22 protein-coding genes and 1 tRNA gene are annotated in these 26,158 nt (G+C 57.4%); 5 read left to right on the top strand and 18 right to left on the bottom strand.

All coding sequences use genetic code 11. The features are described from left to right. Positions 1-14: 14 nt before the first annotated feature. The 16 genes from OHL22_RS13300 to OHL22_RS13225 form a co-directional block, all read right to left on the bottom strand. Positions 15-1,793, bottom strand: coding sequence for a hypothetical protein (locus OHL22_RS13300; protein ID WP_263338067.1), 1,779 nt, complete (start codon positions 1,791-1,793; stop codon positions 15-17). Positions 1,794-1,799: 6 nt separating this feature from the next. Continuing rightward, the gene (locus tag OHL22_RS13295) at positions 1,800-2,699 is read right to left on the bottom strand and encodes a hypothetical protein (RefSeq protein ID WP_263338063.1); all 900 of its coding nucleotides are present in this window, start codon (positions 2,697-2,699) and stop codon (positions 1,800-1,802) included. A 12-nt stretch (positions 2,700-2,711) separates the two neighbouring features. Continuing rightward, positions 2,712-3,536, bottom strand: coding sequence for a hypothetical protein (locus OHL22_RS13290; protein ID WP_263338062.1), 825 nt, complete (start codon positions 3,534-3,536; stop codon positions 2,712-2,714). Continuing rightward, complete coding sequence (locus OHL22_RS13285) at positions 3,533-6,181, bottom strand: TraG/VirB4 family ATPase (RefSeq protein ID WP_263338061.1); 2,649 nt, start codon at positions 6,179-6,181, stop codon at positions 3,533-3,535. The genes OHL22_RS13290 and OHL22_RS13285 overlap by 4 nt, the downstream gene beginning before the upstream one ends. Then, complete coding sequence (locus OHL22_RS13280; protein ID WP_263338060.1) at positions 6,172-6,372, bottom strand: hypothetical protein; 201 nt, start codon at positions 6,370-6,372, stop codon at positions 6,172-6,174. Before OHL22_RS13280 ends, OHL22_RS13285 begins: the two co-directional genes overlap by 10 nt. Positions 6,373-6,377: 5 nt before the next feature. Beyond that, complete coding sequence (locus OHL22_RS13275) at positions 6,378-6,722, bottom strand: hypothetical protein (RefSeq protein WP_263338058.1); 345 nt, start codon at positions 6,720-6,722, stop codon at positions 6,378-6,380. Positions 6,723-6,724: 2 nt separating this feature from the next. Continuing rightward, on the bottom strand, positions 6,725-7,180 hold the full coding sequence (locus OHL22_RS13270) for a hypothetical protein (RefSeq protein ID WP_263338056.1): 456 nt from the start codon (positions 7,178-7,180) through the stop codon (positions 6,725-6,727). 10 nt (positions 7,181-7,190) lie between these two features. Further along, on the bottom strand, positions 7,191-7,853 hold the full coding sequence (locus OHL22_RS13265) for a hypothetical protein (protein WP_263338053.1): 663 nt from the start codon (positions 7,851-7,853) through the stop codon (positions 7,191-7,193). Positions 7,854-7,865: 12 nt separating this feature from the next. Beyond that, positions 7,866-8,294, bottom strand: coding sequence for a hypothetical protein (locus tag OHL22_RS13260; protein WP_263338046.1), 429 nt, complete (start codon positions 8,292-8,294; stop codon positions 7,866-7,868). Positions 8,295-8,993: 699 nt separating this feature from the next. Continuing rightward, complete coding sequence (locus tag OHL22_RS13255; RefSeq protein ID WP_263338041.1) at positions 8,994-10,274, bottom strand: TrbI/VirB10 family protein; 1,281 nt, start codon at positions 10,272-10,274, stop codon at positions 8,994-8,996. Then, complete coding sequence (locus OHL22_RS13250; protein ID WP_263338037.1) at positions 10,271-11,233, bottom strand: hypothetical protein; 963 nt, start codon at positions 11,231-11,233, stop codon at positions 10,271-10,273. The genes OHL22_RS13255 and OHL22_RS13250 overlap by 4 nt, the downstream gene beginning before the upstream one ends. Next, entirely contained in the window at positions 11,230-11,718 is a 489-nt protein-coding gene (locus OHL22_RS13245; RefSeq protein ID WP_263338034.1) for a lytic transglycosylase domain-containing protein, read from the bottom strand. Before OHL22_RS13245 ends, OHL22_RS13250 begins: the two co-directional genes overlap by 4 nt. Then, positions 11,715-12,635 (bottom strand): AAA family ATPase, encoded by a 921-nt coding sequence (locus tag OHL22_RS13240; RefSeq protein ID WP_263338031.1) that lies wholly within the window; start codon positions 12,633-12,635, stop codon positions 11,715-11,717. The genes OHL22_RS13245 and OHL22_RS13240 overlap by 4 nt, the downstream gene beginning before the upstream one ends. 456 nt (positions 12,636-13,091) lie before the next feature. Continuing rightward, positions 13,092-13,175, bottom strand: a tRNA-Leu gene (locus OHL22_RS13235). Next, positions 13,175-14,266: a tyrosine-type recombinase/integrase gene (locus OHL22_RS13230; RefSeq protein WP_263338028.1), complete on the bottom strand. Its 1,092-nt coding sequence runs from the start codon at positions 14,264-14,266 to the stop codon at positions 13,175-13,177. The genes OHL22_RS13235 and OHL22_RS13230 overlap by 1 nt, the downstream gene beginning before the upstream one ends. Further along, positions 14,253-14,492, bottom strand: a complete 240-nt coding sequence (locus OHL22_RS13225) for a helix-turn-helix domain-containing protein (protein ID WP_263338026.1) — start codon at positions 14,490-14,492, stop codon at positions 14,253-14,255. The genes OHL22_RS13230 and OHL22_RS13225 overlap by 14 nt, the downstream gene beginning before the upstream one ends. A 1,025-nt stretch (positions 14,493-15,517) precedes the next feature. Between OHL22_RS13225 and OHL22_RS13220 the strand changes: the two genes are divergently transcribed. After that, complete coding sequence (locus tag OHL22_RS13220; RefSeq protein WP_263338022.1) at positions 15,518-16,315, top strand: FG-GAP repeat domain-containing protein; 798 nt, start codon at positions 15,518-15,520, stop codon at positions 16,313-16,315. Between the two features lie 85 nt (positions 16,316-16,400). Here the strand turns inward: OHL22_RS13220 and OHL22_RS13215 are convergent, their stop codons facing one another. Together OHL22_RS13215 and OHL22_RS13210 are read right to left on the bottom strand one after the other, a co-directional pair. Next, positions 16,401-18,338: a hypothetical protein gene (locus tag OHL22_RS13215; protein ID WP_263338020.1), complete on the bottom strand. Its 1,938-nt coding sequence runs from the start codon at positions 18,336-18,338 to the stop codon at positions 16,401-16,403. Between the two features lie 418 nt (positions 18,339-18,756). Next, complete coding sequence (locus OHL22_RS13210; RefSeq protein WP_263338017.1) at positions 18,757-21,534, bottom strand: PIG-L family deacetylase; 2,778 nt, start codon at positions 21,532-21,534, stop codon at positions 18,757-18,759. A 76-nt stretch (positions 21,535-21,610) separates the two neighbouring features. Here OHL22_RS13210 and OHL22_RS13205 point away from each other — a divergent pair, with 76 nt between their 5' ends. From OHL22_RS13205 to OHL22_RS13190, 4 genes are all read left to right on the top strand, one after another. Further along, positions 21,611-23,074 (top strand): APC family permease, encoded by a 1,464-nt coding sequence (locus OHL22_RS13205; protein WP_263338015.1) that lies wholly within the window; start codon positions 21,611-21,613, stop codon positions 23,072-23,074. Between the two features lie 88 nt (positions 23,075-23,162). Then, positions 23,163-24,038 (top strand): pyrroline-5-carboxylate reductase, encoded by an 876-nt coding sequence (gene proC, locus OHL22_RS13200; RefSeq protein ID WP_263338012.1) that lies wholly within the window; start codon positions 23,163-23,165, stop codon positions 24,036-24,038. An 18-nt stretch (positions 24,039-24,056) separates the two neighbouring features. Further along, a complete protein-coding gene (locus tag OHL22_RS13195) occupies positions 24,057-25,199 on the top strand; it encodes an acyltransferase family protein (protein ID WP_263338009.1) in 1,143 nt (380 codons plus the stop codon). A gap of 85 nt (positions 25,200-25,284) precedes the next feature. Beyond that, complete coding sequence (locus OHL22_RS13190; protein WP_263338007.1) at positions 25,285-26,112, top strand: glycosyltransferase family 2 protein; 828 nt, start codon at positions 25,285-25,287, stop codon at positions 26,110-26,112. The last annotated feature ends 46 nt before the right edge of the window (positions 26,113-26,158 follow it).

Raw genomic sequence — 26,158 nt, 5'->3', positions numbered from 1 at the left:
TCTCGAATCAGAGATCATCTCTGCTCGTCGCGTTTCTTTTCGTAGGAACTGGAGAACTCACTGCCCACCTTGGTTGCGGCGTCCCGTGCGGTGGTACCCGCGTGCTTGGCTGCGGATACTACGGCCGCACCGGCGTTCTGAATGCCGCTCCGGATCGTGCCGCCCATCTCACCAGGGTGGGTAACTGCATGGGCCACGGAGCTGCCGGTCTTTCCCATGCTGGCTGTTGCGTTGACAACTGCACCTGACGCGGTCCCAGCCGCTGCGCCGAATCGACCGGCGGTTTCGATCGGATGAGTAATCGCATCGGCAGCACCGCTAACTGCCCGGCTTGCCTGATAACCGCCCTTGACCGCGCTAGATGTCGCAAGGCGCGCGATGTGATAAGCGCCCCACGTCGATAGGCGGTAGGGAAAGATAGAAGGGCGCTGACTCGATGAACCCCGGCCTGCCGCTCGCCCAGATCCTTGCCGCGGAGTGGTGCTCCCTTTCAGACTGCCAGGCTGTCCCGTTGTTGCAGCACTAGTTGCGGCAGGCTGCGCAACACCGGATGTACCCAGCGATGATTGGGGGGCTCGAGGTTTTCCTGCTGCTACTCTCATGCGTTCTGCATGCTCTTCGGCCATGCTCGGAGAAGAGTCCTGCGCGAATGCATCACTACTTCCACGAACCGCCGACGAGCTATTCGTCGTTGTTGCAGCCGGCGCGCCTGGCGCATTTTGCCCAGTCGGGGACAGCCTCTGCTGTGGTGCCGGCTGATTGCCCGGCGCGCCTGCGAGTGTCCGAACGGTCGAAGCGCCAATCGTTGAAGAGGCGGTGGTTCCTTGCCCGGAGGCCAGTCCTCCAGACGGCAGGCTGGCTTTTCCTGCTGTTACGCCGGCAACTGCCCCTTCCGTAGCGGCAATACCCGCCGTCAACGCAGTTGCAGCGGCCCCCATTAAAGCAACGGCGCTCGATCCGACCTCACCTGAGACGATGCGCTTGGCAATGAAGGGAATCACCGCGATAGCCAGCGAGTAGATAATGCTGGCGAGTCCTATGAGCACAGATCCCTCGAGGTTCCCGAGAGCTCCGAGAAAGTCATTTTGACTGAGCATCTGGCCGATTTGACCCATTTGGATGGCGTTCAGCAACGCTCCGAAGCCTGCATAGAGGATGGCCCAGGCATTCCAAATGAACACGTTCTCGGCGTAGGACTTTGCGAGCCGATTCACGGCCCCGAGGGGCAGAAGTGCGATGACGATCGGTCCAAAGATATAGAGGATGCTGCCGTAGAGAATATAGAAGAACCCGAAGATGGCAACGACAAGCGGATAGAGGACATAGGCAACGATGATCAGCAATGCATCGATCAATGCTGGTAGATCGGCTGTTACCAGGCCCCACAGTTTCTGGAATCCGACTTGGTTGAACTGTGTCTGGAGATCGTTCGCCCAGTTGTCGAAGAGATTTCCGGCGCCGGAAGCGTCGTTGATCCAATTGCTCGCGTTGACAAAGCCCTGATTGATGGTGGTAAACACGGCATGGTAGTTCATCACTACCACCGCCGTTGCAACGTACTTGATAAGATTGGTCCCCAGGCCGCGCACGTCGCCGCCATGGAGAGCCGATTGGTAGACCTGCCAGAGAAATCCGATGACCAGGACAACGTAGGCAACATTCTGCATGCCCGCGGTGATGCTCATCGAGTCGATGCCTGAGACAGCCTGTGTCAGGAACCGCTCAAAGAGGTTCAGCTGCGTGCTTTGGAAGAAAGCAAGCAACGATGCCGCGGAATGAAGAAAAGCTGTCATGGCGAATCAATGCTGCGTCAAAGCCCCGTTGATTAGACCGTTATTATTCTGATTGTCTGCCGCCCCAAGTTTTGCGAGCTTGCTCTGGTTGGCGATGTCAATGCCGCGTGTACGCATCAATTCGGAGAGCGCCGCTTGCGTGTAGGCGTTGGCGCGCACTACCCAGACGTCGGCTTCCGCCTCGAGGATCGGCGCGCTTCCGGGCGCAGCTGCGGCAATCTGCTGCCCCATCTGGTCAGCTTCCGCCAACTCGGCATCGGCCAGGGCATCGATTTCGATGGCACGCTTCATGGCGTCCTGGGCCTGCGCATCGGTCATGTCGGTCATATTGCGCACTTCGGGGGAAGCCGCGTTCTGTGCCATGACCACTCCGTAGACGTTCTGAAACTGCGAGGACACCGACGGTACATTGCCCGCGTTCCGGGACAGAAGCAACGATTCGAGACTCTGCGATTGCGGCAGCGTCGCGCTCGATACATTCGTGCGGAACAGACTGCGGATCTGAGTGAACTGGTTCTCGAACTGATTGACCGAGTTCTTAGCCTGATTGATCGCCGCAATCGGGTAGATGACCTCTTGTTCATACTTCGTGATGCTCTGCTGCGTCTGGTTGATGTCCTTGAGCGGAGCGGCGACAAATTTGCTCATCAGCGATTCGACCTTCGACAGAGCCGCGATGATCGCCGCAAGATCGATACCGAACTGCCCATGGGCAGCTGCTGGAAGAAAGAGGGAGACGAGGAGTGCGGCGCCTGCCACCTTGACCGTGCAGGCGCGAAACCATTTGCGGCCGGGTTGCGAAGACAACGTTGGCGACGGTTTCGCACACTCTTCGGCCGCCCGTACCTTCCGGCGCCAGAAGAGCGGTTTCCTGATCTTGTCTGTGATGCGTTTGAGGTCTGCCATTCTGCTCCTCCGTTACCGGTTGTTAAGCGCTCCCGAGATGAGTTGGTTGAGGTTGCCTGCCGCCGCGGCTCGGCGCTTCACGCGAGCATTGTCGTGAGCGATGCGCCCGGCCTCCTGGCGTAATTCGGCGGCAAGCATCTTCTGCATGAATGCCTGGCAGCGGAGATTCGCCACCTGGGCTTGCGCCGTGAGATAGGGATTGGAGCCGGGCGTGCTCACCGCAAGCTGGTTTTCCATCTGGTCGGCGGTCTGAAGAATCATGTCCTGGCCTTGATCGGCGATCAATGTCGTCTTGAGGCTCTCCTGCCCCAGCGCGTCATCGATGTCCATCATGATCCGATCCTGCGGTGAAGCATTGTTGACCTGCGGAATCGAACCGTAGTTGGTCGTGAAGCTGGTCTGCAGCGCGGACGTCTGGGCCGAAGACCGGCTCTGAAGGATTGTTTCGAGTTGCTGTGGATTCGTGAGGGTAGCACTCGGGGACGAGAAGTGAAAGACCTGGGTCATGTATCCGCGGTAGCTGGTAATGGAATTCGAGACGAAGCCACGCGCCTGGTTTACGACCGCCAGTGGCCAGACAACCTCCTGGCGGAGCTGCTGCATTTCCTGGGTCATCTCGTTGATGGACTTCAACGAGGAGCCCATGTCGTCCTGAATGGTGTCGAAGATTTCGTCGAAGACTCCGAAGATGCTGGCGTGAGCCTTTGTGGGGAGCGCGAGCACAACGGTGACCGTCAACAGTGCCGTAACGGCGTGAGCGCGCCAGCGCCCACAACCTCGGTGCGCAGCCTGATCTTGAGTCCGTTCGGTTGTTTCCTGTTTCCTTGTGTCTGTCATACTGTGGCTGCCTCCAGCACCTCACCCGAAAGTTCTTCCGTAAGCGGCGCGAACTCCGCAAGACCGCGAGGATAGCGGGCTGCCAGCTCCTCATACACTGACAACAGGGGCGCGTTCTCATGCGTTCTTAGCCACCACTTGCGATAACTTCGCTCTCGCGGATACGTGGTCGTGATCCAATAATCGACAGGCGTCGGGACGATGCGAATGACGTGGGTCGATTCCGCTTTTTCGCCGATGGCGATCAGGAACTCGGCGCTTTGTCCCTTCTTTGGCTGCGCGAAGGCCTTGATCTGATTGATGGTGGTTTCATTCAAACTGAGATGCTCGCGGTGCGCCGCCATTGAGCCATGCTGTTTGCCGATGATCTTCGTGGAAGCGCTCTTGATGATTCCGAGGCCGTGCGGATTTGGCTTCTCATGGGTGCCGACGAATTGTTCAGGGATCTGGCCGATAGCCCAGACACTTGCGTAGCGTTTGCGCGCAGTGAGAAAGTCACGTTCAACCTGCTGCGCGAGAATGGGTGTGTCGAGGATGATCTTGCACTCGTCCATCATGCTCAGGCTTGGCCGGCCGCTCTTGCCCGAGGTGCGGTGAATGGCTGCGTGGGCTATCTGAAGACTCATGGCGCCTTCGAGGCGCGGATCGCTCTTGAGCTTCTCGATGTTGAAGTAAAGCCACGTGCTGTCGAGAGGGACAGTTGTTGGCCTGTCGAATAGACGCGCATAAGGGCCATCGTCTACCCACGCTCTGAGCTTGGCAGCAGCAATCCTGGCCATCTCGTTGATTCGCTGATTGCGATCGCGGTCCTGCCAGTGAGCGAGTTCGGCGACAAAGTCTCCATAGACAGGAATCGGATTGGCGGCCTTGGCGCTGCAGCGCTTATAGGTTGAGATCGTCGCTTCGAGCAGGACGCTGTCCAGCAGGTCAATATCGAAGTCCGAGGGGGTGTTTTCACCCAGCATGTGCCGAGTAAGATTCTTCAGGTAGGAGAGCTGGTCGTTCGATGGTCTGAACTCTCCTTTGGGCAAGTCCCAGGGGTTTATCGTTGCGTCGCTATCGAGCGACACCTCGATCATCCTGCTGCCCATCAGTTCGATGAGCGGCCGATAAGAGTCTCCACTTTCGATTATCGAAATCAGCGCGCCGCTGCGCGCGGCCATCAGCAGTAGTTGTTGCGCCAGAAGGGTCTTGCCCCCGCCCGTGCTAGCCATGAGCACTCCATTGGCATCCGGCAGATCCGGATCGAACATGGAGTACGGGATCAGCTGACGGTATGGAGTTTCGATGAGGATGAGCGGACTCCGGCGCGTACCACGCCAAGGCATTTCGATTGGAACCAGATCCGCTGCATTTGGCGTGAGTAGGTCCTGCTCGCGCTTGTCGGTCTCGCCCATGCCGGGTAGCGTACCGATGAAAATGCGTCGTTTGGCCAGAGTTTCGAGTTGAGCTTTGGCGCCGTTCATCTGCGTGAAAGCTGTAAGCGCCTCTTCCACGCGGTTGTTAAGTTCCCGCTCGCAGATCTCACGATCGGCTGTTGTGATCTCCGGCCTCGATGTGCGGACGACAATCGATACGGATACAGCCGCTGTCTTTAATGAACTTGAGATCAGATCTCGCTGAACCTGAAGAAGCTGCGCCTGGGAAACTTCGGCCTCCGCGTTGAACTTGAAATTGCCCTCGGCGTCTTTCTGCGCGGCCACCATCTTCTGCATCCGTTTCTTGTAGGCCTTGAGAACCTTCACCTGATTCGGGATCACGACCTGCCCGCTGATAACCAGCGGGAAGCCGAGGGTTGAGAACTTTTGGAGCATGCCCGGGAGCGTCGCATCCGGCAGCTCTTTCAAAGTGAGAACGGAATAGAGATAACCGTCGATGTTGAGGTAGGTCTCGGTCTCTCTCCGGATGCTTGCCTCAGCGGCTTGCTCGCGCGCGCTCCGGTAGCGCAACCAATCTTCCGCAGCGATGTACGGGCGGACATCGCGCCTGGTCGGGTGCTGGGCATTCTTCAGATTTTCGAACAGTTCCTGACGGGATAGCCGTCTTGGTCCCAGTGAAGCCGCCTCCATACCGCTTTCGACGCCGCGCAGGATCGACTCAAACTCTGCCACGTAGTTGTCATGCTGTTGTCGGCTGCGCTGAATGGCCTTTTTCTGGCTCAGCGTGAATGAGCCGGCCGAGTCTCTCTTCTGTGCCGGGTGGTAGAGCTTCGCGTGAATGCGCGGGTCCCAGATGAAGTAGATGTGTAGCCGGTTGTCGAAATAGAAACCTGCGCGCTCTTTTTCGCGCCACATCTCAAGCCGATGCGCATCGAGCGCCATAACTTCAGCCTGCTCGGCACGCTGTTGCGTAACATAGCGCTCGAGCAGATCGCCAAGGTGCTCGGATATCTCGTACCGGAATTGAATTCGCATACTGACATCGGGAACGACACGGAACAGCGCCTCGATTCTGTCTTTCGCCTCGTTTCGCTCATCATCTGTAGCGAAATAGGAGAGCACACCTTTAAGCTCATAGCCGGCAACGAAAGCGCCGTTCGTTCTAACGAATATGTTGTCGCGCCGGGGGATATCTCGCAGCGGCAGCAATTCACAGATGCCGGGCAGTTTCAGTCTCTTATCGTGTTCGACATAGGTCATCGGCATAGGGATCTCCCCGAAGTCACCGGCGCAGCCCGCTCTAGTTCCAGTCCCTGCTCCGCAACCGCCGCAAGTGGTGCGATGTTCTCGCTAAACCGGGAAGCGAAGAGGATACTGGCGAATACAGCGCGGGCAGCCTCGTCATCAAGCTGGAGAGCGATGGTTCCGTCGTTCCTGGTCTGAAATGTGGCTCGCATCCTGGTCACTCCGCGTCGTCGTGAATGTAAGGATGGTCCAACTCTGAATCTCGCTCAAGTGCGCTCCAAGCTTTGGGGGCGATGAGCGAACGCGCCAAATCGGTCAGATATCCGCGTGGACGGCCGTACTTGAACAGAATCAAGAAAGGCACAGCGAGGAGAGGCACCACGAATTCCATAAAAATGTTCAGAGGTATCCCGAACACGTGCGCCGTATTGCTCACGAAGTGGGCGAGCAGGTTCATCAGTGCCGCAATGGCGAGTACCAGGATCAGGTCCTCGAACTCCAGTCCGAGAAACTGAACCTTCGTGTGAAGGTTTCTATGCACCTGCGTGATGTTGAGACTCATGTTTAACCCCCGATCCCCTGTGCGTGGCTCACCAGCGATTCGGCAAGGCGAAGAATGCCGGATACACTCAACGCTCCAATCGCTGCAATGAACTTCCGAATCCATGTAGAGCCCGGGTAAATCTCTGTAAGGACGCCACCCATGTGAAGTGCCATTGCGCCCAACTGAGTCAGAGCAAAGACGGGAAGGATTACGTTGGCGGTGTAGTCGGTGAGCGTCATAAGGGCGATCCAATAGCCGTCGGAACTGGTTGGTCCGGCATGTTGCACGAATCCCTCGAGTGCGCGGAGAATGCCCGAACAGGTGAGCGAGGCAAAGCCGCCATAGAGGAGCTGTTCGAAGGCCTCTCCCTTGCTGTACCGGTAAACGGCCCCAGCAAAAAACAGCCCGGCCATGGTCGGCATGATCGTGTTCCCCGCCCATGAGGCGAGATTCGTGATTGCGCCGTCGAGACTCATCGGCAAATCCTTATGCGGCCATGGCCTGCAGAAGCTTGAGAAGCCCGGTTACGGTCAGGAATGCTATCGCTGCGAAGATCAAGCGCACCCAAGGCCTATGACGGACGTAGTTGATGACGGCGCCGACGCATGCGAGCCCCGCTGCTGACGGCATGATCTTGCCCGCAACGTAGTTCCAGAGCGAACTGAGCATGTCCGTAGTCGCATATTCGTCGCCCGAATTCCATCCCTGAAGGAGCTGCATCGTCGCAGAGATCGACATCAGGAAGAGCGCGGCGATAGCGGAGCCGAGCGGGCTCTCGCCCGCGGCGCCATCGAGAGTCGCTTTCAGGACGAAATAGCCGGCAAGTATCGGAACAAACTTGGCGACGACGATATCGCTGACAAAACTTTTGAAGACTGTTTCCATGCTCGCGAGCCAACTGGTGCCGACCGAGCCGCTTGCAGAGGGAACCGTGATGCCTTGTGCCGCAACCCAGGAAAGAATCTGGGGAAGAGTAAGCAGAATGACGGTCCACAGAATCCACTTGCCGAACCGTCCCCCGACGTGAAAATTCGTTCCTCCCTCATACCGCAGGCTGACGCCGGCGGCTGCGAGAGTGCAGAAAGCCGCGGGAACGGCTAGGTCAAACAAGAGTTGCAGCAGATCGAGAAGGAATTGCGGCACAGGCATCTCGGTTCTCCGCTACTGAATGCCTTGCGCCTGGGTGATGAAGCCCTCGGCCATGCGCCCGAGACCGGAGATGACCATGAGAGCGACGCCGGTGACGCCCCAGCCGAGATACCCGCGGCCGGATTTGAAATGCCAGCCAGCCACGCCCAGGCATGCCACGGCAATCACGGGGGCGATCACATTGCAACCCCAGTTCACTATGTTCAGGACTGTGCCTTCCACAGTAGTGGCCTGCTGGCCTTGGACCGCCTGGCCGAATTGTGGAGATGTTCCCAGATTTTGCGCGGTGACCGTGAACGGCGCGATCGCGTAACCCAGCAGCATGAACCCGAGAGCGACTTTCACGGCCAGTTGAATCCAGTTGATTTCTTTCGGCCGGTAGATAGTTGAAGTTTGGGCTGACCCGACGGAGCCGCGCCAGACTGCGGATGCAGTTCTCATAGGTTTTCTCCTGGACTCGGCTGCTCGGGGCATCCGTGTCGAAGGAGAAAGTGCGGCCAGTTGAAAACTCGGTCAAACCAAACGCTGCGCCGTGAATTACTTCAATAGGGATGGAAGAATTGCAATTCGATGAGCAATATGGGCAACTGCCTCCATCGGCAATGTCTCTAAGAGAAGCGTGATTGTTGGCCCATGTATTAGTCGGAGCCCCGGAGTAGACGTTTATCGCCCTATTCGTTCGAGAGCAGCCATGTTTATGTGGTTACGAGCATGTTTCTGGCCCATATGATGTGATGTTGGACCGATGCGCGCAGTGATACAAACCGCTCGATGCTGGCTCAACGGAGCAGTGACACAAAAGCTACGACAATACGTCGCCGGGAGCAGTGAATCATTCTGCCCGATGCCGCAGCGTGATTAGCAGTGACACATCGAGGCCAAACTTGGGTGGAGTCGTGCAGTGACATAGAACGTGCGAGGATGGACCGTTGACGAGACGATACCCACCGTTGAACGTGCCAATAAAAGGCAATAAGGCGGGGAATGGTGCAGTGGCTCCGGCGGGGGCGGGTTTAATGGCTATCGGCGAATCGGGATCTCCGCATCGGTCACACGATTTCACGCTTCTGTGTTCGGATGCGCGAAAAAAGCCCCTGGCGAGGGGTGCCAGGGGCGTTGAAAGCATTCATTCGGAGTGTTCTAAGGGCCGACCTTGTGCAGAGTGGGTGAACCTTCCTCGTGCTTGGTAAACACGACGTAGATCCTCGTTTCAGCGGGAACGGAAACGTATTCGCGGCTGTTGAGGGCCATGTTCATGATTTCGGAATCCCCGGCCGTCCCGATGTTCTCCGCCAGGCGTTCGCGAATCAGGTCGTCCTCAGAGAATGCTGAGCTCGTGTTGTTGCCGAAGACCATCGCGAGAGTGGAGCCGATCCCGGACACGCTCCTGACCAGCAAGTTCTTGCCCGTGTTCTTTCCGTAGACCTTCCCCTTGATTGGTCCCATGTCGAGCCCTTTCCCGACGGCTTCGATTTTTTCTCTGCTGCCATCGAGAAGATCGACCTCTTCAAATTTCACGGAGACGTTCCCGGCGCGATCCGCCTGTTGAATATGGCCGTAGATCTCGGCGCCAGCGGGAAGGATCGTTTGATCTCCAATTGCGTAGGTATACTCCACCTGCGCGACAACCAGAGTTGCGTCTGCGGTAGAAATCTCTGTCTTCAATTTGGCAAGGATTCGGGAGCCCGGAGTGACGTCGAGAAAAGGCTCATCCATTGTCCCCAATCCCGTCGAAGAGTTCGGAATTGTCTGTGACTGAGTCTGCGTTCGCACAAACACGATGGATGATTCCTTGAGAAGCGCCTGTTCCTGTTGCGCGGCCGGGGCCCTGTTGTCGCGGCTTTCTCCGTACGGGCGAGGTTCTTCCCATTTCTGTTGCGTCTCGGCGAAGGAAGGCACTGCCGCAAGAGATTCGTTGCCGCCAGCTGCTTTTGAAGTGTAGGGCGTGCGCTTCGCCTGCGGCGCACTGCTGGAGCTATCTGGCGAGCGCATCCGCTTGATGTCGTCGAGCGTGAGTTGGCCGTCATTGTCCGCCGTTTCCGGTTTGTTCACCGGCTTCATGAGTGGCGCAATACCGGCAAGCGGTTTCGCGCCTCCTTGCTGCGGTTGCTGAATCAGCGTGGCGGCCCCCTTGTGGGGCTGCCGCGCCACCAGCATCGTGAAAACAAAAAAGAGCACGGCTGTGGCGAGGCCGCCGCCGAGGAGCAGCGCTCTGTTCTTGTCGAGGCCAGGCTTGATCTCGGAAATTGCCGCGGGTTCGAGCACGGACGGTTCCGATTGGGCGACCTGGTCAGCGGCCGTTTGAGACTCCGCCGGAACTGCTGGCGGTTGCGGACGCGGGACTTCGTTTGCAGGCGAAGCGTGCAACGCTTCCTCCGAAGAGGCGCTGTGCTCGTTGCGATTGAGTTCGCTAGTACTCATCGTTGTTCCTCCTTGGCTGGATTCCCGGAGAACGGCGGTGTGAATGGAAGGTGGATGAGAATGGGGCGATCCACCTGGTCCGCCTGTGAGATCTGGAGGAAGAGCTTCTCGGTCGACTGCTTAAAGTTCGGCCGATCGAAGACAACTACCCCGTCGGCTCTTTCGCCGGCCCCGAGCCTTGTTGCGCTGAGTCGGTAGTCCCGGATCTCCAACTGGTCGGAGATCACTGTCGCACCCTTCTTCTTTTTCTTCTGTTTGCGTCCAGCGATCTGGATCTGCGGCGGAACGATCTCAACTGGGCGAGCCGAGCGGTTCAGGACCGAGAACGAAACGGCGGTGCGATTGCCCAATTGCCGAATGTCTCCCAGCGACGTCTCAATCTGCTCGCCATCCCAGTGAGCCCATGAGGGAGCGTTGACCCGCATTTCAATCGCGTATTCTTCGTCGAGTTCCGACCTCGGCAGCGTGGCTCCTCGATTGCCGCCGTCTGCATTTCGCGTGCGCGCTTCGGCAGCGCCGGCACCAGTAGAATCGGAATCCGAACTGGCGGAGATGAGGAAGCTGTGTGGAAGGTCGTATTCCAGGAGAAAATCAACTGCGAGATCCGAACTCGGGTCCTTATCTCCATCGCTGATGAGTTCGAGCGTCACGTGCAAGCCTGATTTCGTCGCGATGACCAGGTTCGATTGCGCCGGCTCCTTGGTGATGGGCTTGACGTAGACATATCGCGGCTCGCCTTCGCTGTGGTCCGCCGAGAACTCCGTACGACTGCCGAGGGCCACGGAGTTGATCTCCTCCGGCATGCGAATGGTTGAGATGAAGCCGGGCCGAAGATGAAGCGGCGTTATCGCAGCCGGATCGATAAGGACCGTCTCGATCCGCGCCTTGACGGGCGTCTCCAATGCGCTAAGACTCAGCGGAACCAGTATTACTAGCAGAATCATCCAGCGATATCTCATCTTGCTGGTACCTCCTTGAGAGAATTCGATTGCTGCAATCTGCGGGCGACGTATCGTCGCCGGACAGCGCGGACATAGGAGATGACATCTGGGTTGCGGTAGTTGAGTTGGGCCTCGCCAACCCAGCGGTCGCCTGCGTAGTACGCCGCTGTCACCAGTCGAAGATCGCCGTGAAACTCCCACATCAGGGTGGTGACGTAACGGGTGCCTGCCGCGACGTTCTGTTCAATGTCGAAAGGTTGCGCAGCTCCGAAACGGCGTGCCGTGGACGGCATCAATTGCATGAGTCCCATGGCACCCATGGCGGACACAGCACGGGGATTCCAACCGGATTCGATGTCGATCAAAGCGGCGATCAGCTCCGGAGGAACGTTATAGTGCCTGGCATAGTGTTCTACACACCGCTCGGCGAACGATGGTCCTGTTTGGCTGTGCGCCGGCATGCTAAGCAAAAAAACGCTGAAGATTGTCAGAATACGGGTCATGCGTGCGATCCTCGCGTGGTTTCAATTTCCCGGGCATACTTGGCTCCATCGGCGAGAAGGCTGGTGAACCCTTCACGTAGTAGCAGGTGACGCCGGTCCTTCTCCGTTTTGGCCAGGAAAGGCAGGAGCCAGTCTCGATCATCCGCCTGAATGTTTGGGGCTCCCAGGAGTCTCAGCGCGAGCGCGGTGTCGATAATCTCAGAGACCGATGGCGGCTTCTCCAAGCTGTAATTCCTGAAGGCTCGCGCCAGACCGGCGATCTCGCGATGAAACTCAGACGTGGCGTCCGGAATGCGATTGGAAATGATCTCGGCTTCCCGCTCCGGCGTGGGGTGCTCGACGCGAATGTAGAGGCAGCGACGTCGAATCGGATCACCTAGTCGCCGCTCTTCGTTGCTCGTTATGATGACGATGGGGATGCTTTTCGCTTCGACCGTGCCGAACTCCGGAATCGAGAGTTGCCAGGCCGAGAACGCTTCCAACAGCATCGCCTCGATCTCTTCCGGTACCTTGTCGAGTTCATCGACGAGCAGCACGCAGGGCGATGACATTTCGAAGGCTCGCATCACCGCGCGGGGGCGGTAGAAGTCTCTGCCTGTTAGGTTCGCGACAATTTCCTCCCAGGACATGCCCTTGTCCCTGCAGAACTCCATGTGGAGTCGCTGAAGACCGTGGTCGAATTCGCCGATGACTTGCTTATCGGTGATTCCGGGGTAGCACTGAAGGCGCTCCACATGTGTTTTCGCCGCACGCGCCAACGAGACAGCAAGTTGGGTCTTCCCGCTGCCAGCCGGACCTTCGAGCAAGATCGGTTTCCGCAACGCGACTGCGAGAAACACCACCTTAGCCATCAGTGGATCGATGAAGTAGCCGGTCGCTGCGAGCTTTACCGACAGAGCCTCAACGGAATCAAACATGGTGCTCTCCTTCCGACGCCACCATCGAGAGCTGCGGGGCTGGCGGGATCGTAGTAGGGGCTTTAGGTCGCGACGATCGCCATGCGGCCTCCCAAAGGTTGGCAAGCGATTTACCCAAGGCGAATAGGAGGACCGTTATCGTAACCATGAACGGACGGTTTGTCTCCGACGCTTCACATGCAAGTGGAAAGTAGTGAAGGAATACTGCTAGGTCTGCTGCCGTGACAGTACAGGCTAACGGCCGATAGAAGGCGCTCTCGGACATACGGAACCCTCCGCTCGTAGGTGTTGAGCATCAGGGCAATCGAAAACTCAGTCAAATCGACTGAAACTCTGCTTGGGAGGCACAATGAAGCCGCAGTTGAGAAAGGGCCGCTGAACTGGGCCAATGGAGGGGCACAAAACGAGGAAAAGACTCAACTAAGGGAGATGTATTTACACAAGACTATAGAAAGTTGGTGCGGGAGAAGGGACTCGAACCCCCACGGATTTCTCCGCTTGGACCTAAACCAAGTGCGTCTGCCATTTCGCCACTCCCGCTAAGCCGCCCTCCGCGGAACCCGTTTGGCTGAACGACCTTTACTGGTTGTCCTGTCCAAGCGAGACACCGCCTCGTGCTTGTGATCTGCCGCTAGATGAGCATAGCGCATAGTCATCTGAAACGTTCGATGGCCGAGGAGCTCACCAACTGTGCGGAGATCGACGCCTTTCATAACCAGTCTACTGGCGAAAGTATGCCTGTTGCAATGCCAGGTATAATTCGGAAGTTTTGTTGCTTCGAGAACTCGGTCGAACCAATCTCGCTGGCTTTTCAACTGTCCTCCTTCGGAATTCAGGAAGACCCAGGGCAGTTGGGACCGTTTCTTAGAAAGCAAGGTTAGCGCAGCGAATGCGGTTTCATTGAGAGGGAGGTAGCGAATGTCGCCGTTCTTGGTTTTGGGTATCGTTAGGATTCTTCGTTCGAAATCGATATCATTCCATTGCATCCGAAATTGTTCCCCGGCCCGGATTCCGGTGTGAACGCTGACGAGAAACGCCGGTACGTGCGCGGGATAATGTTCTTCGATGTATTGAAGAAGGATATTCTCCTCGCTGTCGGTGAGGAAGCGGATGCGGCCATTATTCTCCGTTCTCTTCTTGATTTTTGATGCCGGATTCAGAGCAATCTTTTCATTCTCGACTGCGACTCGGAAGACGAGAGAAATGGAAGTCTGCCAGCGATTGTAGCTGGCGGCAGACCATTCTCTTTCGTCTGCGAGATCCATGAGAAAGCGCACGATCTCCTGTTTGTTGATGCTTTCCGCCTGGCGATCGCCGAAATACTCGCGGAGCACTTCGAACTTCAGGCTGTGGTTGTAAGTTGTTTCGACCCCGTTTTCTGCCCGGCTGACTTCGAGCGCATCATCGAGCAGATCTCTAAATAGGACAGGTCCTCTCCGAACGCTCTCAGGAAGCTTTTTCCCTTGAAGCTTTTCCGTCTTTCTCTTGGCGAGGAGCGTGATCGCGTCGGATCGGCGTCCGGCCTTCTCTCGTCGGCGATTCCCGTTGATATCGAAGTACTGGATGAAATAGATTCCCGAATCAGGAGGCATCTCATAGATGCCCCGGAGCTTCTGCTCATTGCGTGCCATATAGCCGTTCCTCATGTCGGACTTTGCCGCTGGTTCGAATGCGTTCCGGGTGGTCCGCGCGGGCGAAGCGCTTGACGTCGCCGACGGGAATGAGGGTTTTTCTGCCGACCCTGCGCTTGGTTAGCTTTCCTTCAGCGATCAGGTAATCCACGGATCGAACGCTGATGCTGAGCGCGGCGGCCGCATCTTCGCGCGAGTAGAGAAGCTTCTCAATCTGGTTATCCATAACCCCTCGCTTCGAACAGTCGGAATCGGACCGCTCGGGCGACTCGAGTGTCCGAGTCCTGGAGTGTGATCCGGAATGTGCGGTAGGTATAGGGCGATCCGGGGATTCAGTCAATTCCCGAGCTGACCCGCTACCCCACTCGAGCACGATTTGACGGGTATGGATTGTTTGAGAAACTCGACCTGCTCTCGGGCGGAGGGATGCATTAAGGTCGTCACCCTGTCGAGGTGTTCTCTCGGCGATGCCTGCGATTCGCCACTAGGCGTTTGTTCGTTCTCCAGTCCAGCCGCCTGCACGCGCGGCAGCGAACGAGAACATTGTTCCCTCGGCGTTCGACGACCGCATTATCGGCGTCGATGAGGTGGCCCTTGGGACAGATGCGGCGCGCGAACTTGATCTCGTTGAAGCTCTGCTCGACCGTAAGGTGGGCGGGACTGCAGCATCGTGCCCCGATGCACTTTTCGGGCGCAAGAGCGTGCTTGAGCCGAGCACGTTGGGGAAGCGGGCCAACGAATACCTCAAAGTAAACTCGTGGAGCCTTTCTCTCTTTACCGGCGATGAAGACCCGTCCGTACCCGTTGGCATCGCAAGGGCCACAGTACTCCCAGCATCCGGTCTTGGGATGAAGGCGAACACGGGCGCGCAGAGTCTCCTGAGTGAGTTCCATGGGGTTAATCGTACTATCACGTACTATCCACCAATTGCCACTGTCCGAGTGGCAGTTTTGGTGGCAGTTGGGTTCGGAACTGTGTGCGCTTGGGGGCGTCTCGGTGCGAGGCATGATCTTCTCCTAAACATACGATTTTTTGTGGTTTAGGAGGTCCGGTGCGCTTCGGTGCGGGTCAGTGCTAAGGACGAAAATTCAAGTCCTAAGTCTGGTGCGTCTGCCAATTTCGCCACTTCCGCTCGATTCCCAGTTTACACCGCCCGTGAATTGCGGATCGAGATTGCGCTCCCTTTGTCTGTTTCTGTGCGCGGCGACACCGGGCGGTCCTCGGGAGTAGTCTTGCAATGGGGACGAAGCAATGGCCATAAGACGGCAGCGAATCGCCGATATCGTGACTTTAATGGCGGCTATGGGAATTCCGGGGATCATCTCTCCTATTTATGCGAAGTCGCTTCCTCCGCCCGGAGGAACATTTGCTCTGGTAGCTGCAGCCGGCAGCGATGACGATGCAGATGCCGCCCCAGTGCTGACCGTTGTCGCGAATCTCGACAAAGACGGCATTCCTGATCTGGTGGAAGCACGAGCTCCTCAGCCCGGAGTGCCCGGTAATGGCGAGCTTATTGTCCTTCTCGGACGCAAAGACGGCAGTTATGTGAGGAGTTCAGTTCTGCCTTTATCAGGAAGTGATCCCACGTCGATTGTTGCAGGTGATTTCAATCGCGATGGTGTTTCAGATGTGGTGATCGGGTACGGCAATGGATCGTTGACTGAATTTCTTGGCGATGGCAAAGGCGGTCTTATCTCTGCGGGCGAGATCGCTCACGTTTCATCCGTTGTTTCGATCGCAACCGCGGACTTTAATCACGACGGCAAACTCGATTTGGCGGTTTCCGATTCACACACCGGCACGGTCTCAATTCTGCTCGGAGACGGCGCAGGTTCTTTCGGTGTCAGCTGGTCTTTCCGCCTGCCGATGCCCGGCTCCATCTATCGCCTCGCTGCCGCTGATTTCAATCACGATGGCCTTGTCGATCTTGCCGTCACGAACGATGACGGAGATGCTTATGACGTGATGCTGGGCAACGGCAACGGCACTTTCACTGAGTCGCCGGAACTAAGTCATCTCAAAGATCCAAATGCTCATTGCGTCGCGTGACGAAAACCCCGCTCTAATCAATTCTGTGGGCAAAAGAAGAAGGGCGCTCCTGTTGGAGCGCCCTTCGCGTCTCAAGCCAAACAGGCTATGGGATGTAGTAGCGGAAGCTGGTCCAGACCATGTTCTCGATGCCCTTTGGCGAAACATTGCCGGGAGTAAGGAGCAGGTTGTCCCAGATCAAACGCTCGCTGTAGCTGTACTGGATGCCCTGGCGCAGGCGGCCCTTCGGTCCCTTGTAGAAGTCATACCAGTAACCGATGGTGCCTTCCTGTACGTCGCGGGTCTGGCCCGTGCAGCCAGAGTTGGCAGCGGGGAAGCTTGTCGAGGTCGGCAGGCCTTCCGTTCCGCAACCCGTGAATGCTTCGCCGAGGCCATAGCCTTCCACCTTGCCTGAGGCTGTCGTGTAGAGCGTCTTGTAGATGTAGTCCCCACCATAGTTGGCATAGATATCCAACCGTGGCGTGGCGTGATACTCCAGTGTGCCCAGTGCCGAGAAGGCGTGTAACGGCGAGAAGCTGCCATCCGGACGAACCGTAACGTCGGCGATCGTGGTATTGCCGTAACGGCCAACGCCGGTGCCCCACAGACCCTTCAGACCCACATCGAGGTGCTTGGCAAACAACGGCACGCGAAGGCTACCGCCGAGTCCGCCACCCACTTCGGTGTCGTTGTAAGCATTGTTGACGGTGTTTGTGGTGACGCCGTTCGTTGTTGTGCTGGTGTAGTTGAAAATACGGTCGCGGAAGAGACGGCTGATGCCGAAGATTTCATAGTGACCCCAGCCTGGATCAAACGTGACCTTTGCGAGAAAGTCAGGAGCCGGGTTGATCGCGTAGGTCGTCAGCCCAGAGGGAACAATCGGGCTGCAGGTGGTGGTAGCGACTAGAGTGGTCGGGTTGACAGTCGTCGTGCAGGAGGGCGAGATCGTAGAACCATCGCTCACTGCGCCATTATAGAGACCACCGTTTGCACCCGGCTGGCCCCAGAGGTAAGCAACTCCGGAATTGAGGGTGATCGAACCACCAGGTCCAAGTACCTGCGGGTTCTCAGCGGAGACGCCGATGGCCCACTTCTTCTGCGAGTACGTCGCGCGGAAACCATACTGACGCGTCCAGACGAAGCCCGCGTTATAGTTCGGGTCTATGGTCTGAGGAGTAAGGATGTCGCCCGACAGATTGGAAATGCCTGTCTTGTCTTCCGTCGCCAACGACCAGAGTTGACCACCCGTGAAAGCCAATCCATTATTCAGAGCAGCCTGACCCCAAATCACGCGCTGGCGAAGTACATAGCTGTTCGACTGATTGTTATTCGAGGTAGTGCCGCTGCCCAGCCAGTCAGCCTCCCAGTAGCCACGAAGAGTTCCCCAATCCGTCTTGCCGGTAACCATCATCGAAACACGGGACTGGCGTGCGGTCGAGTACCATTCGCTCATGTGCGCGGCGTTCGTTCCATCAAATGGAATGGCGCTGAACGGCGTAGCGATGTCACCGCCGGTTGCACGGCTGCGGTACACAGTTTCAGCTGCGGTGTAGCCGCCCGGCGTAATCAGTACTCCCTTGTAGTGGAGCGCATCTGGCGACTCTATTGCCTTCTTGACGGCAGTCTGATCGTCCTGAATCGTCGTTACCAGATTGGTCTGATTGGTTTTCAGATCGCTGACCGTCGATTGCAGCGTCGAGACCGCGCTTGCGTTCTCCGTCAAAGACTGTTGCTGCTGATTCGCCGTTGCCTGGGCGGCCTGCGCAGCGGCCTGGGCAGCCGCTGCTGAATCCTGCGCCTGCTTGAGCTGGCTATCGCGATCGGAAAGCTGCTGTTTCAGCGTATCGATCTGCGTCTGCATCTCCTGCTTGAGCTCCTGAAGCTCTGCGGCAGTCGCGGCCGGTACTGGCTTCGGCTTGGGAGCCCGATGGGTGACATGCTTCTTCGGCGCGGGCGCCGCAGTATTGTCCTGCGCCTGAGCGAGCGAAGTGGTGAGTCCCGCCGCGAGCAGCACAGCGGTCATCGCTTTGATTGAAATATTCATTGAGCCTCTCTGGATAGATTGCATGTTGACAATGCAACGTCTGCGTTGAGTGCGGAGTTACAGATACCGCGCAAAATTCCGCCGGAATAACAAGAGCGCATCCGAAAACCTAAAGCGCCGTCCGGGGGTGAAGACGCATCGCTGGCAAAAGTTCAAAACAAGCTTCCCGCGCGATCGAGCCGCACTCTTTGCATGAAGAGGCGCGGTTGTAGATGACATCCCGTCGCTTGGGAATCCTTTTCGAGAATTCCAGAGTTGTGTGAATATTTAACGAACCTGAAGCAAGGCCATGTTGCAGCTATATGAATTTACCGTCTATTAAAGATGGTGGCGCCGTGAGTGTTACGGGGATGTAAATAAGTGCACTGGTTTTTCAGCTTGCCGGGCAAATCAGCTATATGTTCTGGGTGCTGTTGTCTTATCGGGGCGCTTTTGGCGCGCTCAATAGATTCGCGAGGATGCGATAAGCTCCTGGAACAAGCTCAGGCAGTTGCCGGTAAATTGCGTAGGAGATATATACGTATGTGCCCTTGCCTGGATGCGCAACCAGCCAGCCGCCATGCTGCGGATTCTGCCCATGATCTGCGGTTTCGGTCAATGCGGTATACGCCGGATCCCAGGTATCAAGGAAAGAGTGTCCACGCTCTTCCACCCATCCATCGAAATCATGCGCCGTTATCTGGTTTGGCCAGCTGAGCTGCGTGTCACTTGCATCCAGAATCTTGACGGGTGCATCTTCCTCAACCACCCGTTCCGGTGTGCGGCCCATCTGCAAAGCAAATGGGGCAGGGAAGGTGTTGCTCTGATACTGCACGACGAGAGTTCCGCCATTCTCAACCCACGCGTTCAGCCGGGTCTGCGCCGCTGCCAGCTCCGGCCGCACCGAGTAAGCGCGAATGCCAACCATAATCACGTCGTAAGCTGAAAGATCGCCCGACGTCACTTCGCTGGCAGAAAGCAGATGCGGTGTAATGCCGAGCCCTTCAATAGCTTGCGGCACCATATCGCCCGTCCCCATGATGTATCCAACACGAAGTCCTGGAGCCAGCTTCACGTCGACAGCGCGCGTCTTCATCTCCGCTTTACGATACAGGTTATAGGGCCGCAATCCTGGGTAGCCAACCGTGCGCCATCCGCTCGTAAATGCGTGACCGTCGATCCGCGCCTCTGCCTGAATATTGATCTCACCATCGGGAGCTTTAGACGCGTCCGACGGCTTTACCTGAAACAGTGACGGCTCACTGTCTCCCGCAGAACTGCGCTTGAAGGTCGCTTCTTCTGGAGTGGCCATCCATCCCGCTGGCAAGGTCAACCGTACCGTACCTGATGCCGCGCGTTCGGTATGTACGGTCACGCGCACGGGAAGAGCGCTGCCATCCAGCGGCAGAATACGCTCAGCTGGCTCGACAATTACCCCAACTTCAGGAGTAATCACAAGCGGTTCGAAAATGCCGCCACGGCCTGGCTCGCGGCGCATCGTCTGCACCACCTCACTCAATCGAACCGGTACGCCTTCGTAGTCGAACTCAGCCCATGCAGCTAATGGATAAGGAGAAAACGGCTGATCACGATATGCCGCATTCGCTACATCGTAATAAGGCTGCTCAATCGTTGGCCGGGAGAAATACGGCTCCGTAGGCTTCGCATCTTCCGGCACCGTGGCCTTCACCACCTGGTCTGCGCCGGGATTCTCCACGGGCTGCGACTTCCATGGCTCTCCGCTTGCCCCATCCAATTCGTCCCCAAGCCAAACCCGTCTCAGTTTCGCTTTTCCAAACCCATTGCCCGTGTGAATCACCACCTGAATCTGCTGCCCCGGAACCACGCTACGCGGCGTCTCTTCCACGCCGCTTCCGCCACGCGTAGTAAATGCCTGCAGGTCGAGACCGAGAGCGTTGCCCAGCGCAGCCTGAAACTGCTGCATCTTGATGCTCAGCTCAAACGCAAGGTCATATTTCTCCAGGTCTTTCAGTTCACTGGACGCAACGCGATCATCAAGCGCCTTGGTCGCCTCATATCCAGCCTTCAATACAGGCGCAATTGCATCCGGCTGTTCCGGCTTGTACTCCCGGCTGGCTCGTTCCACATCTTCTGCAATTGTCTTCAGCCCACTAGCGAGCCACGTTGGAGCGGGGCCAGATACGAGCGACGTCATTCCCTCGATTCCGGTTGGAATGCCTTCAAAATAGCTGCTCTCTTCGCCGCCTTTTTCAGCCACACGCGAGCCATAGCGGTGATACTCTGACCCACCGCCGCCAGAGAGCGTTGGATTCGCGCCACCATACTGAGACTTCTGTTCGCCCCACCCCTCGCGCGATATCTGGACATAGCTGCGTCCAAGCACCGGATCAAGCTTGCCCGAAGGAATGCTGACGTCGGCAGATGGCGCTGTCGTCGTCCACTGCTTCGTCACGTAGTTGTAGAACTTTGCCGGAGCCCACTTGCCGGTGGCGTAGTCGAACATTCCCTTGTCCGTCACTGGCGCAAAAGGCGCCCGCGCATACACCTTGCGAGGCGACCACGGCTTCAATCCTGCGGCAATCTGCTCCGGGCACACCTTCGGATTACCTGCATCGAGATATGCCTCTTGGCTCACCTCACCCGATACCTGATGCTGTCCGTGTCCGTCCGTGATGCCACCGACAAACGTCGAAACCAGAACTAGCGGCCGCTCTTCGCGCACGGCCAGCACCGTATCGCACAGCACGCGTTCATGACCCCAGCGCTCAAAAGACTCTTCCTGCGTCTTTGAAAACCCAAAATCGGCTTCCGTCCCGAAGTACTGCTTCACTCCATAGAACTCGTCGGCACGTAGCAGCTCATTGGTGCGAATCAGCCCCAGCGCATCGTAATCATCCGTACCCATCGCATTTTGCCCACCCTCGCCGCGCGTCAGCGTCATCAGCGAAGCACGCACACCCTGCCCGCGGCTCTCATACGTCAGCATCGCTCCGTCTTCGTCATCGGGATGCGCCACGATATCCATCACGCTGGCCCAAGTGCTCAGCCGCTTCAGGCTCTGCTCCAGAGCCGCTGCTCCGCGATCTTCCGCGAGAGGCAGTGCAATCGGCGTCGGCTCATGATCTGCGGCAGTGTGAGGCGTGGCCGGCGACTGTTGAGCAGGCGCGTAAACGGAAAGCAGACTGGCCATGGCCAGCCACGAGGCAAGCTGTTTGGTGACGGTAGGAAAGCCCATGCTTCCTGTCAGTGTACAATCCGGGCAGTCCTGCAGCGTGTGAGCCGGCTTGTGGACTTATTGCATCTCTCAAAATATGAATTCCCAGCCAGACTCGCACAAGCCGGTCCTCACCATGCGTGACCAGGGCGGACATGACTTCGGCTTGTCCCGGCGCATTGGCCTGTCCTCAGCCGTCGTCCTCAACATGATGGACATGATCGGCGTTGGCCCCTTCCTCACGCTGCCCCTGGTCATCGTTGCTGCAGGCAGCCGCTACGCCATCTGGGCGTGGCTGCTCGGTGCGGCAATCGCTGTATGCGACGGCCTGGTCTGCGCTGAACTCGGCGCCATGTTTCCGCAGGCCGGTGGATCATACGCATTTCTCAGCAACATTTATGGACCCAAGGGCGCAGGCCGCTGGGTTTCGTTCCTCTACGTCTGGCAACTCAGCTTCTCCGCTCCGCTCTCCATCGCCTCTGGATGTATCGGTCTCGCGACTTTTCTGGCGTTTCTCTTTCCATCCCTGGCCGCGCAGCCGATTGCGGCATTGCCCTTTCTGCATGGAACCAACTTCATAGCAGCCGCCACGTGCGTTTTCGTTACTGCACTCCTCTATCGCAACCTGACATCCATCGCTAAAACCGCATGGATTCTCTTCGGAGGTGTTCTGCTCACGCTGATTGGAGTCATCGTCTCCGGAGCGGTCACGGGCAGCCGCATGCAGGCGGGCGCTTGGCATCTCTCGCACCTTGCCGCATGGCCTTCTGCCGGATTGCTGCCAGCCCTGGCGCAGGCCACGCTCATCACCTGTTACGACTATTGGGGCTACTACAACATCTGCTTCCTGGGCTCAGAAGTGAAGCGCCCGGAGAAGACCATTCCCCGTGCAATCCTCATCTCTATCCTTATCGTCGCAGCGTTCTATGTCGCGATGAACCTAGCCGTGTTGCCCGCCATGGGCAGCAGTTCTCCGCTTGCACTGAAAGGCGATGCACACGGCCGTCTCGCTCTCGTCGCCGAAATCGCCCAATCCGCCTTTGGACGCACCGCAGGCCAGATCCTCGCAGCGCTTATCCTCTGGAGCGCCTTCGCTTCCGTCTTCTCGCTTTTACTCGGTTACTCTCGCGTGCCATACGCAGCCGCCCGCGATGGCAATTATTTCGGCAAGCTCGCCGCGCTGCATCCCCGCCATGGATTCCCCCATCGGTCGTTGCTGGCGCTCGCCGGGGTGGCTACCATCTTCTGCTTCTTCTCGCTCAGTCAGGTCATTGCGCTGCTGGTCGTTATTCGCATCTTGCTGCAGTTCCTGCTCCAGCAGGCCGGTGTCCTCTGGCTTCGCCGTACCCAACCCAACCTAAAGCGGCCCTTCCGCATTCCGCTCTATCCGCTGCCGCCATTGGCAGCCATGGCTGGATTCTTCTTCATCCTCATCTACCGGCCCAATCCCCTGCTGGAACTCGGTGCTGCCGCCGCTATCGCTGCCAGCGGAACCGTAATCTACATGATCCGTGCCCGCCGTCGTCGCGAATGGCCATATCGTCCGCAAGAACTTGCCTGACCTCTTTCCTTCGAGTCTGAATCAACGCGCCACAGAAGGTATCCTGAATAGAACGCACCGGTGTTATCTCCATCTGCAACGCGCCGGAATGAGCGAAAAGGAACCGATCGTGTCAGAAATCCCAGTCGTACCTCAAGAAATCCCCGCGCAATTGCCCAATGTGCGCATTGCCGTGCTCGGCACAGGCAAAATGGGCGGCATTCTTCTCCAGGCATTCCTCAAGCAGAATCTCTTCGCTACCGACCAGATTCACGCCACCGTGGCTCACGAGGAAAAGGCCATGGCTCTCTCCACGCAGTGGGGAGTCGATGTCTCGACCGATAACCTGGCCGCCACCCGCGATGCCGACCTTATCCTCCTCGGCGTCAAGCCATTCCAGGTACCGGATCTTATTGCGCAGATCCGTCCCGCGCTGACAAAGAAGAAGACGATTGTTTCTTTTGCCGCGTCGGTAAAAACCGCTGCCATCGAGGAGGCGGCAGGTATCGACATCCCCGTCATCCGCGCCATGCCTAACACTCCCTCGGCGCTCGGCGCTGGCATCTCCGGCCTCTGCCGTGGCCGTTACGTTACAGACGAGCAGATGGAACTCGCCCGCCGTATCTTCGAGACAGTCGGCCGCACCGTTACCGTCGACGAGAAGCACATGGACGCGGTCACCGGCCTTTCCGCCTCCGGCCCGGCTTTTATCTACATCATTCTCGAATCATTAGCAGAAGCTGGCGTGAAAGTCGGTCTCCCGCGCGACACAGCCACCCTGCTGGCGGCTCAAACCACTCTCGGCGCAGCCAAGATGGTCCTCGATACCGGTTACCACCCCGCCCTTCTCAAGGACGCCGTAACCACCCCCGCCGGTTGCACAATCGACGGTATTCTTGAGCTCGAAGAAGGCGGATTGCGCGTTACTCTCATCAAAGCAGTTATGCGCGCCACGCAGCGGGCTAAGGAGCTTGCTGCGGGGTAGCGCCCGTTTTCCCACAGCATGTCCCAGATCGCCGTTCAACGTCCGCTTCACAATCCGGAACTAGGCGCTGCGCCCGAGACCACTACATCGCCTCAGGTGCAGCGTCCCGCGTGGCTGCCATCCTACATTCCAGAACTGCAGGGCCTGCGAGGTATCGCCGTGTTGGGTGTGGTCATTTACCACAACCATCCGCTGCTCACAGGTACGCCGTTCTATTACGCCTCTCTCTGGGGATGGGCCGGCGTCAATCTCTTTTTTGTTCTATCCGGCTTCCTCATCACCTCAATCCTGATCGAGGCCCGCGACAAACCGCATTACTTTCGCAACTTCTACGCCCGTCGCGCTCTGCGTATCTGGCCTGTTTACATTCTGTTGCTGATCCTCTGCTACTCCATCCCGGACTGGTTCCTCGGCGACAAGCTCGCCAACCAAACCCACTGGAAGACACTCGTCGCCTACGCGCTCTTCCTGCAAAATTTGCGCCACACACCGCTTCCCGGCACTCTGGGTCCTACATGGTCGCTGGCGATAGAAGAGCAGTATTACTTCCTCTGGGCTCCAATTGTCCGCATCAGTAAAGGCCGCATAGGACGTTGGCTCCTGCCCATCCTTTTGCTTTCTCTCGTCGTTATCTCTCCTCTCATACGGTTCAGTCACGCGCACTGGCTCAATCCGACGCACACACTGATTCATCTTGACGGCATCGCCATGGGCAGCCTGCTTGCGCTCGGCATCTACAGCCTGCGTTTCACTCGTCGTACATGGCTCTGGATCGGCGTCATCGCCAGCGTTGCAGGTATTGCGCTCGCCGCGACGTATGCCGGAGGAACATCTTTCCTCGATTCAGCTCTGGCATTGGCGTTTACCGGCGTCGTGCTTCTTGCCATCGGCGGTACAGGAGCGCGCAATCCTCTGGCCCTTGTATTTCGTCGCGGCCCACTCGCATATTACGGCCAGATCAGCTACGGCATGTACATGACACACATTTTGGTCTTCGTATACTTCGGCTCATTCGATGCGCGGCTTGACCACATGGGCATCACCGGAAACCTCATCATCCTTGGCCTCCGCATCGTAGTCGCAACGGTTGCGGCAACTATCCTGTGGTACGGATTCGAATCACGCATCCTGAAGTTAAAGCGCTATTTCATGACGAAGTAGAACATTACCTGCGTTCTCATCTCAGCATGGTCTGGCCACTCTCTGCGCCGGATAAATCTGCCGTATCGAATACCATCGAAGTTATATGCGTCCATCTGTCATCGTACTTTCATTTAATTCTGAAGAAACGCTGGGCGCCACGCTGGCCAAAGCTCGAGAGGTCTCCGACGAAGTATTCGTTGTCGACTCTTTCAGTTCCGACGGCACAGTCGCGCTCGCCGAGTCCTGCGGCGCAAGAGTGGTACAACATGCCTTCGAGAACTACGGAGCGCAACGCAACTGGGCAATTGATAATCTGTCGATCACCAATTCGTTTCAGCTTCACCTCGATGCTGATGAAGTAATGGACGCGGAATTAATAGCGGCCATACGCGAACTCCCCGACAATCCCGAACACGCCGGATATTTTGTACCGCGGTATGTAAAGTTCCTCGGCCGAGTCCTGCGTCACGGCGGCATAAGCCCCACTTGGCATCTTCGTTTGTTCCGGACAGGAGTCGGCCGATGCGAAGATCGCAAGTATGATCAGCACTTCATGTTGCTGTCCGGCTCAACAGGCCAATTGCGCGGGGTCATGGTTGACGACATAGCCATGAGCCTTTCCGAATGGACAGCCCGGCACAATCGTTGGGCTGACGGCGAAGTAGCGGAGCTGGATGCAAGGCAGGAAGCCGGTCGTCTGGTTGCCGACGCAAAGGGCAATCCAGCACAGCGCAAACGAGCGTTGCGAGAAAAATACAACAAGCTGCCGCTCTTTGTTCGCCCATTTGCTCTCTTCGCATATCGCTTCATCTTCAAGCTGGGCTTCCTTGACGGTACGGAAGGCTTTATCTTCTGGGTGCTTCAGACTTTCTGGTTTCGCTTTCTCATCGACGCCAAGATTTGGGAAAAACGAAACTTACGCCGCGCTTAAGAATCATAGGCTTGAGAATCCTGGAAATGCCCTGTCGGCAGAATGT

The sequence above is a fragment of the Acidicapsa dinghuensis genome (assembly GCF_025685685.1).
Taxonomy (GTDB): Bacteria; Acidobacteriota; Terriglobia; order Terriglobales; family Acidobacteriaceae; genus Acidicapsa; species Acidicapsa dinghuensis.
The sequence above is the reverse complement of the archived record's forward strand: the minus strand, read 5'-3'. Positions and strand labels throughout refer to the sequence as shown.